The 14,618-nt window shown below is 60.1% G+C and carries 11 protein-coding genes; 1 reads left to right on the top strand and 10 read right to left on the bottom strand.

Annotated features, from left to right (window positions below):
* Positions 1 to 8: 8 nt before the first annotated feature.
* From mraY to ACN0Q0_RS09235, 8 genes are all read right to left on the bottom strand, one after another.
* Positions 9 to 1,091, bottom strand: a complete 1,083-nt coding sequence (gene mraY / locus ACN0Q0_RS09270) for a phospho-N-acetylmuramoyl-pentapeptide-transferase (RefSeq protein WP_417243101.1) — start codon at positions 1,089 to 1,091, stop codon at positions 9 to 11.
* 7 nt (positions 1,092 to 1,098) lie between these two features.
* Complete coding sequence (locus ACN0Q0_RS09265) at positions 1,099 to 2,535, bottom strand: UDP-N-acetylmuramoyl-tripeptide--D-alanyl-D-alanine ligase (protein WP_417243100.1); 1,437 nt, start codon at positions 2,533 to 2,535, stop codon at positions 1,099 to 1,101.
* Entirely contained in the window at positions 2,532 to 4,004 is a 1,473-nt protein-coding gene (locus ACN0Q0_RS09260) for a UDP-N-acetylmuramoyl-L-alanyl-D-glutamate--2,6-diaminopimelate ligase (RefSeq protein WP_417243099.1), read from the bottom strand. Before ACN0Q0_RS09260 ends, ACN0Q0_RS09265 begins: the two co-directional genes overlap by 4 nt.
* 34 nt (positions 4,005 to 4,038) lie before the next feature.
* Positions 4,039 to 5,844, bottom strand: a complete 1,806-nt coding sequence (locus ACN0Q0_RS09255; RefSeq protein ID WP_417243098.1) for a peptidoglycan D,D-transpeptidase FtsI family protein — start codon at positions 5,842 to 5,844, stop codon at positions 4,039 to 4,041.
* Positions 5,844 to 6,197 (bottom strand): cell division protein FtsL, encoded by a 354-nt coding sequence (gene ftsL / locus ACN0Q0_RS09250; RefSeq protein ID WP_417243097.1) that lies wholly within the window; start codon positions 6,195 to 6,197, stop codon positions 5,844 to 5,846. Before ftsL ends, ACN0Q0_RS09255 begins: the two co-directional genes overlap by 1 nt.
* Positions 6,197 to 7,195, bottom strand: coding sequence for a 16S rRNA (cytosine(1402)-N(4))-methyltransferase RsmH (gene rsmH, locus ACN0Q0_RS09245; protein ID WP_417243096.1), 999 nt, complete (start codon positions 7,193 to 7,195; stop codon positions 6,197 to 6,199). Before rsmH ends, ftsL begins: the two co-directional genes overlap by 1 nt.
* Positions 7,196 to 7,198: 3 nt before the next feature.
* A complete protein-coding gene (gene mraZ, locus ACN0Q0_RS09240) occupies positions 7,199 to 7,690 on the bottom strand; it encodes a division/cell wall cluster transcriptional repressor MraZ (RefSeq protein ID WP_417243277.1) in 492 nt (163 codons plus the stop codon).
* Between the two features lie 824 nt (positions 7,691 to 8,514).
* Complete coding sequence (locus ACN0Q0_RS09235; RefSeq protein ID WP_417243276.1) at positions 8,515 to 9,624, bottom strand: Mrp/NBP35 family ATP-binding protein; 1,110 nt, start codon at positions 9,622 to 9,624, stop codon at positions 8,515 to 8,517.
* Positions 9,625 to 9,941: 317 nt separating this feature from the next.
* Between ACN0Q0_RS09235 and ACN0Q0_RS09230 the strand changes: the two genes are divergently transcribed.
* Positions 9,942 to 10,154 (top strand): DUF1127 domain-containing protein, encoded by a 213-nt coding sequence (locus ACN0Q0_RS09230; protein ID WP_417243095.1) that lies wholly within the window; start codon positions 9,942 to 9,944, stop codon positions 10,152 to 10,154.
* A 631-nt stretch (positions 10,155 to 10,785) separates the two neighbouring features.
* Here the strand turns inward: ACN0Q0_RS09230 and ACN0Q0_RS09225 are convergent.
* Entirely contained in the window at positions 10,786 to 11,940 is a 1,155-nt protein-coding gene (locus ACN0Q0_RS09225; protein ID WP_417243094.1) for a Hint domain-containing protein, read from the bottom strand.
* 87 nt (positions 11,941 to 12,027) lie between these two features.
* Positions 12,028 to 14,508: an ATP-dependent helicase gene (locus tag ACN0Q0_RS09220; protein WP_417243093.1), complete on the bottom strand. Its 2,481-nt coding sequence runs from the start codon at positions 14,506 to 14,508 to the stop codon at positions 12,028 to 12,030.
* Positions 14,509 to 14,618 lie beyond the last annotated feature (110 nt).

Below are 14,618 nucleotides of genomic sequence, written 5' to 3'. Positions count from 1 at the left end.
CCCGCCCCTTAGCGCAGTTTCAACGTGGCCAAACCGATCAGCGCCAGAATGAGCGAGATAATCCAGAACCGGATCACGATCGTGGGTTCTGCCCATCCCTTTTTCTCGTAGTGGTGATGGATCGGGGCCATAAGGAAGACGCGTTTCCCCGTGCGTTTGAAATACAGCACCTGGATGATCACGGACAGGGCCTCGACCACGAACAGGCCGCCGACAATGCCCAAAACGATCTCGTGTTTGGTGGCCACGGCAATCGCGCCCAAAGCACCGCCAAGCGCCAAAGACCCCGTGTCGCCCATGAACACCGCTGCGGGGGGCGCGTTGTACCACAAGAACCCCAACCCGCCGCCGATGAGCGCCGCCACGAACACCAACAATTCCCCCGTGCCCGGCACATAGTGCAGGCCGAGATACTCGGTAAAGTCGACACGCCCCACCACATAGGCGATGGAGCCAAGCGTGCCGGCCGCGATCATCACGGGCATAATGGCCAACCCGTCAAGCCCGTCGGTGAGGTTCACGGAATTGGCCGCGCCAACGATGACGAACATCGCAAAGGGGATGTAGAAATAGCCGAAATTCAGCAACACGTCCTTGAACACGGGCAGGGCCAGTTGGTTCGACAACTCGTCAGGATGCACATAGGCCGCCCAAACGGATGCGATGAACGCAATGATAAAACCGAGCAAAAGCCGCACCCTGCCCGACACGCCCGCCGTTGTCGCCTTGGACACTTTGGAATAGTCATCGGCAAAACCGATCGCCCCGTAGGCGAAGGTCACGAACAGCACGATCCACACATAGGGGTTATCGAGCCGCGCCCATAGCAAGGTCGAGGTGAGCAAGGCGGTGAGGATCAACAGCCCGCCCATGGTCGGGGTTCCGGCCTTGGCAAAATGGCCCTCGGGGCCGTCTTCGCGAATGGGTTGGCCCTTGCCTTGGCGGCGGCGCAACAGGTTGATGAGGGGACGCCCGAAGATAAACCCGAAAATCAGCGCGGTAAAAAACGCCCCGCCTGCCCGCATTGTGATGTAGCGAAACAGGTTGAACACATCCCCGCCATCCGAAAGTCCGGTTAACCAATACAGCATTTGAACATCATACCCCTTGTTCTTCGTTAGGCAGCGGATGCCCCAAGTTTCGGATCGCGTCAACAAGCAAGCTGACCCGCGACCCTTTCGACCCCTTCACCAAAACCACATCGCCTGCGTCAATCAACCCTTTGAGATCGCGCAACGCATCGGTGGCGTGATCATAGCGGTGACCGCGTTTGTGCGGCGGCAGGGCCGCGAACAGATGCGCCATCAGCGGCCCGACACAGTGGACAACGTCGATGGCCTCAAAAAACGGGAGCGCCGCGAGATCTGCGTGATCGGCCACCTCGGTCTCGCCCAGTTCCAGCATATCGCCCAGAAACGCCACACGCCGCCCCTTGGACACGCGGCCCAAACCGTCGGTGACCTGTGCCGCCGCGAGCACTTCGAGGCTTGCGATCATCGAGGTCGGATTGGCGTTGAACGCATCATCCAACAGCACCATGGTCTGGTCGATTTCAACCGGATCGAGCAAGATGATCTCACGCGCCCCACGCCCCTCGGGGGGCGCCCAAAGCGCCAGATCCCGCGCAGCCATCGTGACATCCCCGTCCAAGGCCAACACCACAGCCAAACAGCCGACCGCGTTGGTGGCAAAATGGCGCCCTGCGGTGGACAGGCGGAACAATTGCACCTCGCCGTCGATCTCGGCCTCGCCCACGGTCACATCATTGGCCAAGCGCACAGAGGTCAGACGTGCATCGTTTTCAGGACGTTCGCCAAAGGAGATCGTCGGGCCGGTCCACGCGGACGCCAAAACAGGCGTCACGGTGAGATCCCCATTGATAACGGCCACGCCGTCCGGCTCAAGCCCCTCAAAAATAGCGGCTTTTTCCACTGCGATGCCCTCAAGGCTCTCGAAGGCCGCCATATGCGCTGCGGCCACCGTGGTGATCATCGCCACATGCGGGCGTGCCATTTTGGCCAGAGGCGCAATCTCGCCCGGGTGGTTCATGCCAATTTCGATCACCGCAAAATCGGTGTCGGCGGGCATACGCGCCAAGGTGAGCGGCACGCCCCAATGGTTGTTGTAGGACGCTTCGGCGGCGTGGACCTTGCCCTGACCGCGCAAAATTGCCCGCAGCATTTCCTTGGTCGAGGTTTTGCCGACCGAACCGGTCACGCCGATGACCTTGCCCGCCACCCGTGCACGGGCGGCCTCGCCCAGACGCTCCAACGCGGGCAGAACCTCATCCACGATAATCAGCGGCGCATCGGCGTCCACCCCCTCGGGCACATGGGTCACAAGCGCGGCGGCTGCCCCGTTGGCCAGTGCGGTGGCCACAAATTCATGGCCATCCCGCGCCGCCTTGAGCGCCACAAACAAATCACCCGTACCGATGGTGCGCGTATCAATCGAAACGCCCGCAATATCGACCTGCGCCGTGGCCCGCCCGCCCGTGGCGGCGGCAATCTCGCCGCTCGTCCACAGCACGCTCATATCGCACCATCCAAAGCCGCCACAATGACGGAGGCCTGCTCCACATCGTCAAACGGATACACCGTGTCGCCCACGGTCTGTCCCGTCTCATGTCCCTTGCCACAAATCAAAAGCGCATCGCCGGGTTGTAGCGCGTCCACGCCGCGCAAAATCGCCTCGGCGCGGTCGCCCACCTCGATGGCCTCCCCCGCACCAAGCATCACCTCGGCTCGGATCGCCGCGGCGTCCTCGGAACGCGGGTTGTCATCGGTGACGATCACCAGATCGGCATGCTCACGCGCGGCCTGCCCCATCAAGGGGCGTTTGGTTTTGTCGCGGTCCCCGCCCGCGCCGATAATGGCAATGACGCGGCCCATGACATGCGGGCGCAGCGCCTTGATCGCGGTGGCGACGGCATCGGGGGTGTGGGCGTAATCGACGAACACCGCAGCCCCGTTGTCGCGCGTGGCCGCGTGCTCCATGCGCCCGCGCACGCCCTTGAGTTCCGCCAGACACGAAAACACCTCGTCGGGGTCGGCGCCACTGGTCATGCACAAACCCGCCGCCGCAATCACATTATCGGCCTGAAATCCGCCGATCAGATCAAGACGGACCTGCGTGATATTGCCGACGAAATCGATGCGCACATCCTGTCCCGTGGCGTCAAACCGCTGACCGACCACCCGCAGGTCGGCGGCGTCCGAGCGTCCCACCCGCATCACATCAATGCCCCGCTCGGCACAGATAGCTTCAAGCTCCATCCCCTTGGGGTCGTCGATGTTGATCACCGCCACGCCATCGTCGGGCAACACGCGGGTGAACAACCCCGCCTTGGCCGCGAAATAGGCCTCGAATGTTTCGTGATAATCAAGGTGGTCCTGGGTGAAATTCGTGAACGCCGCCGAGGTCAGCCGCACCCCGTCAAGGCGGCGCTGCGACAAACCGTGGCTTGAGGCCTCCATTGCACCGTGGGTCACGCCCGCACTGGCGGCCTGTGACAACAGGCGGTGCAACGTGACCGGTTCGGGCGTGGTGTGCGGGCTTGGCGCATTCCAATCGCCCTCGACACCTGTGGTGCCGATGTTGATCGCACGTGCCCCCAAAAGCTGCCAGATCTGTCGGGTGAAATTGGCCACAGAGGTTTTGCCATTGGTGCCTGTAACCGCCACCATCGTGTCGGGTTGGCGACCGAAATACAAAGCTGCAGCATAGGACAAGGCCTGACGCGGATCCTCGACGACCACCAATGCAGGCGCGTAAGAGCCGATCACTTCAGCGGCAATTTTTGCGCCCTCGGGATCGGTCAAAATTGCCCGCGCGCCCATGCGCAATGCATATTCTATAAATTCGCCGCCATGTACGCGCGCGCCCGGCAAGGCGGCAAACAAATGACCGTCAAGGGTATCGCGGCTGTCCACGGACAGGCCCGTGATATGGGCGTCCTTGCCCCCCTGCGCGGTTAATCCTAACTCGGAAAGAGATTTCACCATTGCCGCGCCTGCCTTTGTTGATTGTCGCTGTTCGCTATCGTGTTGCGGTCAGTGTTACCCCACCTTGCGCAGCAGTTTCAATCTCTGGTCGCAACCCGAGAAGGGGCGATGTGCGACGGATGATTTCGGCGGCAACAGGCACGGCCGTCCACCCCGCGGTGCGGCGCGGAATTGGCCCTGTGGTCTCCACCGCTTCGTCCAACGTCACGATCAGGACATACCGTGGATCATCGGCGGGATAGATCGAGGCAAAGGTCGTAATGGTTTTATCTTCGTAATAGCCACGCCCGTTTTCACGCGGTTTGTCGGCGGTGCCGGTTTTGCCGCCAACGCGGTAGCCCGGAACTTCGGCAAAGTTTGCGGTGCCTTCGGGTTCATGCACAACCGCACGCAGCATCTCACGCGCCGCCTGAGACACCTCGGGGCGCACAACGCGCGGGCCTTTGGGGACAAAGCCTTGCGCCTTGAGCAAGGTCGGTGTGACATGGGTGCCACCGTTCAAAAGCGACGCATAAGCGGCGGCCAGATGCAGCGGAGAGGCAGACAGGCCATGGCCGAACGAAATGGTCAGGGTCGACAATTCGGACCAGTTGGGCGGCAAGAGCGGTTTTGCCCCTGCGGCCTCGATCAACTCCACGGGGGTTGGATCGAAAAAGCCGAGCGTTTTGAGGAACTCCTGTTGACGGGTCACGCCGATTTGCTGCGCCACATGGGCGGTCGCCACGTTGGACGATTTTACAATCATATTGCGCAGGCTCAATGACGGCCCGTAGTTGTGGCCTTCGAACTCGCCGATCCGGTGTTTGCCCCAACGGAACGGCGGCGTTGCGGGGATCAAGGTCGAGGGATTGGCGATGCCAAGCTCCATCGCCTGTGCGGCCGCAAAAATCTTGAACGTCGAGCCGAGTTCATAGACGCCCTGCACCGCACGGTTAAAGCGCGGATTGTCGGCGGGATTATTGCCGGTAAAATACTCGGGACGTGAATTGGGATCGAAATCAGGCAGCGACACCATCGAAATGATCTCGCCCGTTTGCGCATCCATCATTACGGCGGCGGCCCCCTTGGCATCGAGCATCCGCATCCCGCCATCAAGCACTTCGCGCACCGTGGTTTGCACCGACAGGTCAAGCGACAGTTGCAACGGCGCATCGCCATTGGCAGGGTCGCGCAGGTAGTCGTCGCGGAACCGCTCGATCCCGGACTGGCCGACGATCTCGGCACTCATCACACCCTCCCGGCCGAATTTGGTCCCGCCAAGAATATGCGCGGCCAGTTTACCGTTGGGATATAGCCGCTCTTCGCGCGGACCGAACAACAGGCCCGGCTCGCCAATGTCATGGACGGCTTGCTGTTGTTCGGGCGCGATCTTTTTCTTGATCCACAGGAATTTACGCTTGCCGGTAAAATCCTTGATCAGGCGGTCCTCGTCGAGGTCCGGAAAAATATGCACCAACTGACGCGCCGCGTTGAGCGGGTCGATCATCTCCTGAGGCTGTGCATAAAGGGAGTGCGTGGTGCGGTTGGTCGCCAGAATACGGCCATTGCGGTCCACAATATCGGCGCGCTGCGCGAGGATCGGCGTCCCCGATGTGACGGCGCGGGGTTCCTCGGGGACCGTTGAGGCCACCTGTCCCATGCGCAAGCCCACGACGAGAAACGCGGAGACAAACCCGAGGCCAAGGATCAACAACCGCCCTTCGGCCCGCAGACGCGATTTGTCGCGCATCTCCTCGTGACGCAGACGCAGGTTCTCGCGCTCGATCGTGTCGGGGTTTTCGCCTTTCTGGCGGGCTTTCAGGATGCGGGCGAGCGGGCGAAGCGGGGTGCGGATCGACATTACGGATAATCCTCCACACGGCCCACGACATCGAAAATGCCCTCGATATCGCCCAGAATATCATTGTCCTGAGGAAAGCTGACCTGATCGACGCGGCCGAATTGTTCGGGCAAAAACGGCAAGAGACCCAAGCGGTCAAAATTGATCGAGGCCAGATCGCGCAACCGTTCAGGACGGTTGAGGTAGGCCCATTCCGCCTTGAGGACGGCCAGTTCTTCGCGTTGGTGTCCGATCTGGCGTTGCAGGCTCGACACTTCGCGCAACACCTGTTGGGTGCGGTAATTTTCGTTGTAGGCCCAAAACGCGAGTCCCATCACGATAAGACCCGAAATGACAATATAGAACGCCCGCATCACTCATATCCTCGGTCCAAAAGCGGCTTGGGCAGGCCCAAAATGGCACGATCCGACGGCAAAGCGGGCGCATCTGTGCGCCGCCCCACGCGCAAACGGGCGGACCGCGCACGCGGGTTCACTTCCAATTCGTCATCATCGGGGCCGATTGCCTTGGACAACTGCTCAAATCCGGGTGTTTTCACCTCTTGGACCGGAGCATAGCGCGAGCCACCGCCGCCTGTCGAGGCACGTTGTTGAAAGAACCGTTTCACAACGCGATCCTCAAGCGAATGAAAGGTCACGACCGCCAGTTGGCCACCCGGTTTGAGCGCCCGCTCGGCCGCCTCAAGCCCCGCGATCAACTCGCCGAATTCGTCGTTGATGTGAATGCGAATGGCCTGGAACGTGCGGGTCGCAGGGTGGCTTTGACCCGGCTTTTTGCGCGGCAACAACCGCTCGATCAGGCTTGCAAGCTGTAGCGTTGTCTCGAACGGGGCCTTTTTTTCGCGATCCATCACAATGGCACTGGCAATTTTGCGCGACTGGCGCTCCTCGCCGTAGTGAAACAGCACATCGGCGATTTCGTCGACCGAGGCCCCGTTGACGAACTCGGCCGCCGTTGGCCCGTCCTGACTCATCCGCATGTCGAGCGGGCCGTCTTTCATAAACGAAAACCCGCGATCCGCGAGGTCGATCTGCATGGAGGACACGCCCAGATCAAGCACAACACCGTCCAGATCCGCAGCGTAGTCGTCAAGGCGCGAAAACGTCCCGAGCGTCAGCGAAATGCGGTCGCCAAAATCCGTGACCCACTCAGCGGCCAATTCATGCGCCAACGGATCGCGATCCACGCCCATGACGTGATCCGCCCCCGCCGCCAACAATCCCCTGGTATAGCCGCCCGCACCGAATGTGCCGTCGAGCCAACGGCCCGAGATAGGCGCACATTCACGCAAGAGCGGACGCAAAAGAACCGGAATGTGCGGCGCGTCGGGGGGAGTGCCAGCCTCGGACATGGCCTACGCTCCTAATTCATCAAGCAAAGAGAGCGGGTCGAAATCGTCGCCCTGTTCGGCCAACCACCCATCGGTGATCTTGGCGTCTTCAATCTCAAAGGTCTCGGGCTTCCAGATTTCAAATGTCTCGCCCATACCCGCGAAATACGCCGTGCCGTCGAGGCCGATTTTATCACGAAGCGGCTGCGGCAGAACCAGACGACCATCCGCGTCCACCTCGGTGGGACGCGCACGGTTGAGGATCATGCGCTGCATGATTTTACGCTTTTCCGACCCACGCGGAAGCGCCGCAATATCGGCCGCGAGGGCTTTGTAGCCCTCATAGGTGTGAACAATGAGTTGTTTTTGGGCGTCGTGGCCGTAGACGATGACCATACGCGGGCGGCCTGTCTGGCTTGACAGAGGATCGCCCTCTTCGAGTTCACGACGAAAATCGGCAGGGATCGACACGCGCCCCTTACCGTCCACCTTAAAGGTGTGTTCGCCTATGAACATGCCAGCCAAATCGTGGCTCCTATTACAATCTTGCGAGCCTCGCGGCTCCACTCATCGGGCGGGCCCGTCGACCCAAAAATACTGTCGACCCAAAGTTTCGTTGGAAATCAGGGCCTGAAATGGAGAACGGCGAACCGAGCTGCTGCCACCGCTCAATTCGCCGCCCTCGTCCCGTTTCCGGGGATGTCCGACTGCGCGCGCCACCTGGGGGGATGTCTGCTCGCTCGCGCGCCGGATCTCTGTGTTCTGGTGAGAGAGGTGCCTGTATGAAGCCTGACTTTTATTTTGTTTTATTCGCGGTCTTGTATGTGCCGCTCATTCCCGTCTCACCGGATACAAACAACATGTCACGGGATTTCATGGTAATCAACGGGTAAATTATGCACAGCCCACCAGATATGGGATTTGACGCACCCCACACCCTAGAACTAGAGACATTAAGTCACGAAATATTTACCATAAATTGACAAAAAAGAGCCAAACAACACCACATATAGTAAGTCATACGGAAGGGCCAGAAATTCCCGCGCCGGTCAAAAAAAATTCAAAATACGCCGGAATTACAGACTCTCCACGAAGTTATCCACAGGCATCTGATTCGAAATTGGGGAAAATCCCCCTATTTCCCGCGAATACCATGGTCGCCCTCCCAAGAAATCCCATCTGTGCCATGAATTCCCGTAACGCGACCCACACGCGGGACACCGCACATAAAACCGCCGCGCAGGACATACCCTACGCGGCGACATTCAGGACCGTCGGCACAGTGTTGCGCCTATTTGAGAGCAAAAGCGCCCCGAAGGGACAACACCCGGATCATCACGTCAGGCAATCCCGCCCGCAATGAGCCGCGCGGCCAGTTCCATATACGGCACACCGAGCGGACTGTCGGTCGCCGCAATCGGCACCCCCGCATCGCCCGCCACACGGGTATCAAGCGCAAGAGGCAGCTGCGCGAGAAACGGCACATCCATTTTCTCGGCTTCATCCTTCACACCGCCATGCCCGAACAGGTGCTCCTCATGTCCGCAATTGGGACATATATATGTGGACATATTTTCGATCAGGCCAAGAACCGGCACGTTCAGCTTTTCAAACATCGAAATGCCGCGCCGCGCATCGATCAAAGCCACATCCTGTGGCGTTGACACCACCAGAGCACCCGTCAGTTCGGTTTTCTGGCACAGGGTCAATTGCACATCACCGGTGCCCGGAGGCATGTCGATCAACAAGACGTCCAATTCACCCCATGCGACCTGACCGAGCATCTGTTGCATCGCACCCATCAACATCGGACCGCGCCAGACCACCGCTTCGCCATCCTTGATCATCAGGCCGATCGACATCATCGTGACGCCATGCGCGTGCAATGGCTCGATGGTTTCGCCATCGGGTGATGCGGGGCGTTTGGTCACGCCCATCATCCGCGGTTGGCTTGGACCGTAGATGTCCGCATCCAACAGACCGACCTTGCGCCCCTGTTTGGCCAGAGCAACGGCGAGATTGGCGGAGACGGTGGATTTGCCCACGCCCCCCTTGCCGGACGCGACCGCAATAATATTTTTGATCCCCGAGGGTTTGGATTTGCCTTGTTGCGGGGTCGGGTGACGTCCGATTTTGAGGCTTGGCGGCTCGCCTTGCGCCCCTGCGGGGGAGGCGGGGGCCGAGGGGGCCGCACTGCCGGAGGGGCCATGCGCAGTCATAACGATGGAAACGGTATCCACACCGTCGAGCGCTTCGATCGCGGCTTTCGCCTGCGCCTGTGCGCCGCCCCACGCGCGGGCAGCAGCGGCATCAGGGGCCTCGATCACAAAACTGACCTTGCCCCCCTGTTCGCTCAATGCGCGAATGCGATTCCCCGAAGCAAGGCTTGTTCCGTCCGGAAGTAAAACCCCGTCAAGAAGCGTCATGATTCTGTCATGTAGTGCGGGCATATTGGTCATCCCCTTTTCCCTATTCCCCTTTCAGATATGCCTTTCGGGCGGGTTTTTCCACCACATACCCACCGCAACCCCCTCATTTATTGTCCATTTGGACAACAATGACCCAAAGCGCCTTCAAATTAGGTCAGTATCGGTCATGCATTTTCTGCATAGCGGCAATGACAAGACGGCGGATTGTGCATCTGCAGCAATTCCCCCATCTTAGGGACAACCAAGGCGAACAGGACATGTCGTTACAACGACAGTTCCAACCGCCACCCGAACCACCGAGAGCAAATCGCTCTCACGCACATTAAGGCAAGAGCACAATGGCTTACGTAAACAACATCCGCGCAGCTGCGCCCGCTTCCGCCGGTCTCTTCGGCTTGTTCGCAAACATCTCCGAGCGCTACGCACGCTACACAGTGTACCGCGAAACGATGAACGAATTGAACGAGTTGAGCGACCGTGACCTGGCTGATCTGGGCCTCGCACGCTCCACGATCCGGTCCATCGCGTACGAAGCGGCTTACGGCAACTAAGACTTTCGAAATCGGACCCTTCTCCTCCTCCCTGGGGTTCTGATCGAAGCGGCAATATCTCTCCTCCTCCCTGATATTGCCGCACCTAACAACCGGAATTCGGGCCTCTTCCTCCTCCCTTAGGGCCCCGAAGACCAGAGCGGCGATGCTCTCCTCCTCCCTGCATCGCCGCACCTAACAACCGGAATTCGGGCTCCTCCCTCCTCCCTTAGGGCCCCGAAGACCAGAGCGGCGATGCTCTCCTCCTCCCTGCATCGCCGCACCTAATCCGGAGCAACACGCTCCACCATAGATCGGTCTTTCTCTCCTCCTCCCTGAGAGATCGTGTGCTAAAAAGCGGTGATGTCTCTCCTCCTCCCTGACATCACCGCTTTTTTATGTCCGGACCTCGGGCGGCACCGGAATATGGGGGAAATCGCACGCATACAGAGCCGCCCCCTGTCCCGCGGGACACGTCACGGGGTATGGCCCCGTCAAATGACCGGCACAGAGCGGGTGGATTGAAACATTGAAACAGGGGGGGGGCGCGCCCGCTTTCCCCACAACATGCAGCGGGGCCTTTGGCATTTGCGCGGCAGGCACCACCCCGAAAGCTTGAGCCTCACGGGGCCGCGTCACGGTTAGCGCATCATCAGGCCGCGCGGGTGACGATTTTCACAAAGGCCGGAAGCCCGAGCAACCCGTCCGCATCCAACCCCTTGGCGGGATTCAACTGATAGGGCCATGCATTCTTTAATCCCGATTTGAGGAACATCACGGGCTTGGACGGCGGCAGGCCCGCAATGTCCGCCATAAGCGTCATGCCCTCGCGCACGGTCAAAAACGGCCGCGCGGGTTCCTGATCCGGGCCCGAGGCGAAAACATCCATAAAGGTTTCCATCGCACCGCTGTCCGCCGTCGCGTCGCCCCCCTCCATGGCACCGATCACGCCCCGCGCCACTTTGCCCAAATACAGGCTTTCACACACCACGTCCTGACACGACACCAATTCATGCCCCGCGCACAAAACATGCACATAGGTAATCATGTCGCGCGGGCGCAAGCGTATGGTATCCCCGTTGATAAAGGCCACAGCGGGAATCAGAACCTCGCGGGCGCCAAACCGCGCCTCCGCCTCCGGCGCATCGAACAAAACACGGTGCTGTTGGCTCAACACAAGCGTATCGCGATTACCGATGGTCCCCGCGTCGAACACCACAGGGGCGTGACGCCCCCATCCGCGCACCGCCCGTTGCGCCACCCATTTGATCGGCTGCACCCCGTGTTCGCGCGTCACGATCATGTCGCCCGCCCTCAATTCGCCCGCAGGACGTGCGCCCACCGGGGTCTCGATCAACATCGAGGCCTCGAAACACACTGCCTGATAGAGCGTCGCACCATCCTGATCGGTGGTGTAGAATTCGGGAGGCGTACCACCGGAATGATTGTTCCAATACCATGCCTCAAGATCGAATTCCGGCGTCCAGACCACTTGGGCAGGGTTACCGTTGCTATCCAGCCCCTCGAACACAACCGCGTGGCCCTCGTCGCCATCCCAAACGCCATAGTCGGATCGAAGAATTGTGGCGTTTTGAATTGTTGTCCCACCATTGCCGCCAAAGGTCACCGTGTAGACATCACCAGGATTGAACACGAACGGATCCGGATCGCCGTCTTGAGACGTGATCACGAGGTCCTTCGTCGAGTTTGGCGGGTAGTCAAACCTTGACCTGCCCGCGCTCGAATTGACATTCGATCCGGTGGACACCGCGAACTGGCTATCTATGGCGTATATGGTTTTTGTCATTGGCGCACTTACACTTACGTCAATCACTTTACCTCACGGCAGTTAATGCCCGATTAAACGCGCACGACCAGAGATCGCAAAACCGTATTAAAACGGAACATCACCCGCCTTGTCCGCAGGGATCACAAAACTTGCCACCAATTTCTTTTCGCCCGAATGGTCGAACGCGATGGCAAGCTTGTCGCCCTCGATTTGCAACACCTGACCATAACCGAATTTCTGGTGGAACACGCGATCGCCCACGGTAAACACCGCCGCCGCTTTGGCGTCGATCGTCATCCCGCCGCCCCCTTTGGAGCTGCGCACATTTGTGGCGGCACCGCTGCGCTGACTGCGGCTCTGCAGGCGTTTCCACCCCGGTGAATTATAGGCATCGGCCTTGGACACGCGGCTCTCGAAAGACGCCGACATGCCCGCCCCCGCGTCCCCACCAAACCCGCCGGATGATGCCGCCCCATAGCCACCGCCATACAGGCCGGGCGGGGTGAGAATATCCACATGCTCGGGGGGCAATTCGTCGATGAACCGCGACGGCAACTGGCTTTGCCACTGGCCATACACACGGCGGTTGCCCGCAAAGGAAATCGTACATAATTCCTCGGCCCGCGTGATGCCGACATAGGCCAGACGCCGCTCCTCTTCGAGGCCCTTTTGGCCGCTCTCGTCCATCGAGCGCTGAGACGGGAACAGACCCTCTTCCCACCCGGGCAGGAACACCACGGGGAACTCCAGTCCCTTGGCCCCGTGCAGCGTCATGATCGTGACCATTTCGCCATGCTCTTCGCTGCTGTTGTCCATAATCAGGGAGACGTGTTCGAGAAATCCACCGAGATTATCGAACTGCTCCAGTGCCTTAACAAGTTCCTTGAGGTTCTCGAGACGGCCGGGCGAATCCGGATTTTTGTCGTTTTGCCACATCGCGGTATAGCCGCTCTCGTCGAGCAACATCTCGGCCAACTCGACATGGCTGATCTCTGCGGGTTCTTCGTCGCGCTCGATTACCGCGTCCTCATCGGCGATGCCGTCGACGCGGATTTGCTGAACGCAGAGCGACGACCACCGGTCCAATTGATCGACCAACTGCGCCACGCCCGATTTGGCCTTGCCCTTGAGCAATCCGTCTTGCACGGCAATCCGTGCGCCCTCTTTAAGGGAGACACCGTTGGCGCGGGCGGTGATCTGGATATCCGCCATCGCCTTGTCCCCGACACCGCGTTTTGGCACGTTGATGATCCGCTCGAACGCCAGATCGTCCTCGGGGGAGATCACCACGCGGAAATAGGCCATCGCGTCGCGGATTTCCAACCGCTCGTAAAAGCGCGGCCCACCGATCACGCGGTAGGGCAAGCCAATGGTCAAAAACCGGTCCTCAAAGGCCCGCATCTGATGCGAGGCCCGCACGAGAATGGCCTGATCGTCGAGCGCGTACTTGCGCAACCGCGCCCGCGTCCCGCTGTGCATCGCCTCGATCTCTTCGCCGACCCACCGCGCCTCTTCTTCGCCATCCCAATGGCCGATCAAACGGACCAGTTCGCCGTCCTGTTCGGCGGTCCATAGCTCTTTGCCCAAACGGCCCGAGTTGGCGGCAATCACGCTTGAGGCGGCGGCGAGGATATGGGGGGTCGAGCGGTAGTTCTGCTCGAGGCGCACCACCTTTGCGCCGGGAAAATCCTTTTCAAACCGCAAGATATTGCCCACTTCGGCCCCGCGCCACCCGTAGATCGACTGATCGTCATCGCCCACGCAACAGATATTGCGATGCCCCTGCGCCAACAGGCGTAGCCACATATACTGCGCCACGTTTGTGTCCTGATACTCGTCCACGAGGATATACTTGTACCACCGCTGATAGTCGGCGAGCAGGTCGGGATGGTTCTGGAAAATCGTCACCATATGCAAAAGCAGATCACCGAAATCACAGGCATTCAGCTCTTTGAGGCGGTGTTGGTACTGCGCGTAGAGCACCTTGCCCTTGTCGTTGAAGGCCATCTCGTCGGCGGCGCCCAGTTTGGCGGGGGTCAGCGCCTTGTTCTTCCACCCGTCGATCAACCCCGCGAGTTGCCGCGCCGGCCACCGCTTGTCGTCCATACCCGCCGCACGGATCAACTGTTTGAGCAGGCGGATCTGGTCGTCGGTATCCAGAATGGTAAAGTTGCTTTTCAACCCGACCAGTTCGGCATGGCGGCGCAATTGTTTGACACAGACCGAGTGGAATGTGCCGAGCCACCGCACGCCATCAACCGATTGCCCCATAAGCGCCCCAACGCGCTCTTTCATTTCGCGCGCGGCCTTGTTGGTAAAGGTCACGGCGAGGATTTCATTGGGGCGGGCGCGCCCGGTGTTGAGCAGATGCGCAATGCGACAGGTCAACGCCTTGGTCTTGCCCGTGCCTGCGCCCGCGAGCATCAAAACCGGTCCATCCAGGGCCTCGACCGCCTCGCGCTGCGCGGGATTGAGCCCTTCCAGATAGGGTGTTGGCCGCGCCCCCATCGCCATCTGGCTCAGGGAGGGACGGTTTGCGGGTGGGGCTGCGGCCTCGAAGGCGTCATCTTCACTGAAACTGCTCATGGGCGCGAGACTACAGACATGCAGTCCGGAGGAAAAGCATGTTCTGCAATTGTTCGCACGAAAAACGCCATACCACAGACCGTGGCGTGGCGCGTGATGCGCCGCAGTCC

Origin of the sequence: Celeribacter sp. (assembly GCF_048259695.1) — a bacterium.
GTDB lineage: Bacteria > Pseudomonadota > Alphaproteobacteria > Rhodobacterales > Rhodobacteraceae > Celeribacter.
The sequence above is the reverse complement of the archived record's forward strand: the minus strand, read 5'-3'. Positions and strand labels throughout refer to the sequence as shown.

Excerpts from the sequence above, each read along its gene's own strand:
- mraY (WP_417243101.1), bottom strand. The coding sequence starts at position 1,091 with ATGCTGTATTGGTTAACCGGACTTTCGGATGGCGGGGATGTGTTCAAC.
- ACN0Q0_RS09265 (WP_417243100.1), bottom strand. The coding sequence starts at position 2,535 with ATGAGCGTGCTGTGGACGAGCGGCGAGATTGCCGCCGCCACGGGCGGG.
- ACN0Q0_RS09260 (WP_417243099.1), bottom strand. The coding sequence starts at position 4,004 with ATGGTGAAATCTCTTTCCGAGTTAGGATTAACCGCGCAGGGGGGCAAG.
- ACN0Q0_RS09255 (WP_417243098.1), bottom strand. The coding sequence starts at position 5,844 with ATGTCGATCCGCACCCCGCTTCGCCCGCTCGCCCGCATCCTGAAAGCC.
- ftsL (WP_417243097.1), bottom strand. The coding sequence starts at position 6,197 with ATGCGGGCGTTCTATATTGTCATTTCGGGTCTTATCGTGATGGGACTC.
- rsmH (WP_417243096.1), bottom strand. The coding sequence starts at position 7,195 with ATGTCCGAGGCTGGCACTCCCCCCGACGCGCCGCACATTCCGGTTCTT.
- mraZ (WP_417243277.1), bottom strand. The coding sequence starts at position 7,690 with ATGTTCATAGGCGAACACACCTTTAAGGTGGACGGTAAGGGGCGCGTG.
- ACN0Q0_RS09235 (WP_417243276.1), bottom strand. The coding sequence starts at position 9,624 with ATGCCCGCACTACATGACAGAATCATGACGCTTCTTGACGGGGTTTTA.
- ACN0Q0_RS09230 (WP_417243095.1), top strand. The coding sequence starts at position 9,942 with ATGGCTTACGTAAACAACATCCGCGCAGCTGCGCCCGCTTCCGCCGGT.
- ACN0Q0_RS09225 (WP_417243094.1), bottom strand. The coding sequence starts at position 11,940 with ATGACAAAAACCATATACGCCATAGATAGCCAGTTCGCGGTGTCCACC.
- ACN0Q0_RS09220 (WP_417243093.1), bottom strand. The coding sequence starts at position 14,508 with ATGAGCAGTTTCAGTGAAGATGACGCCTTCGAGGCCGCAGCCCCACCC.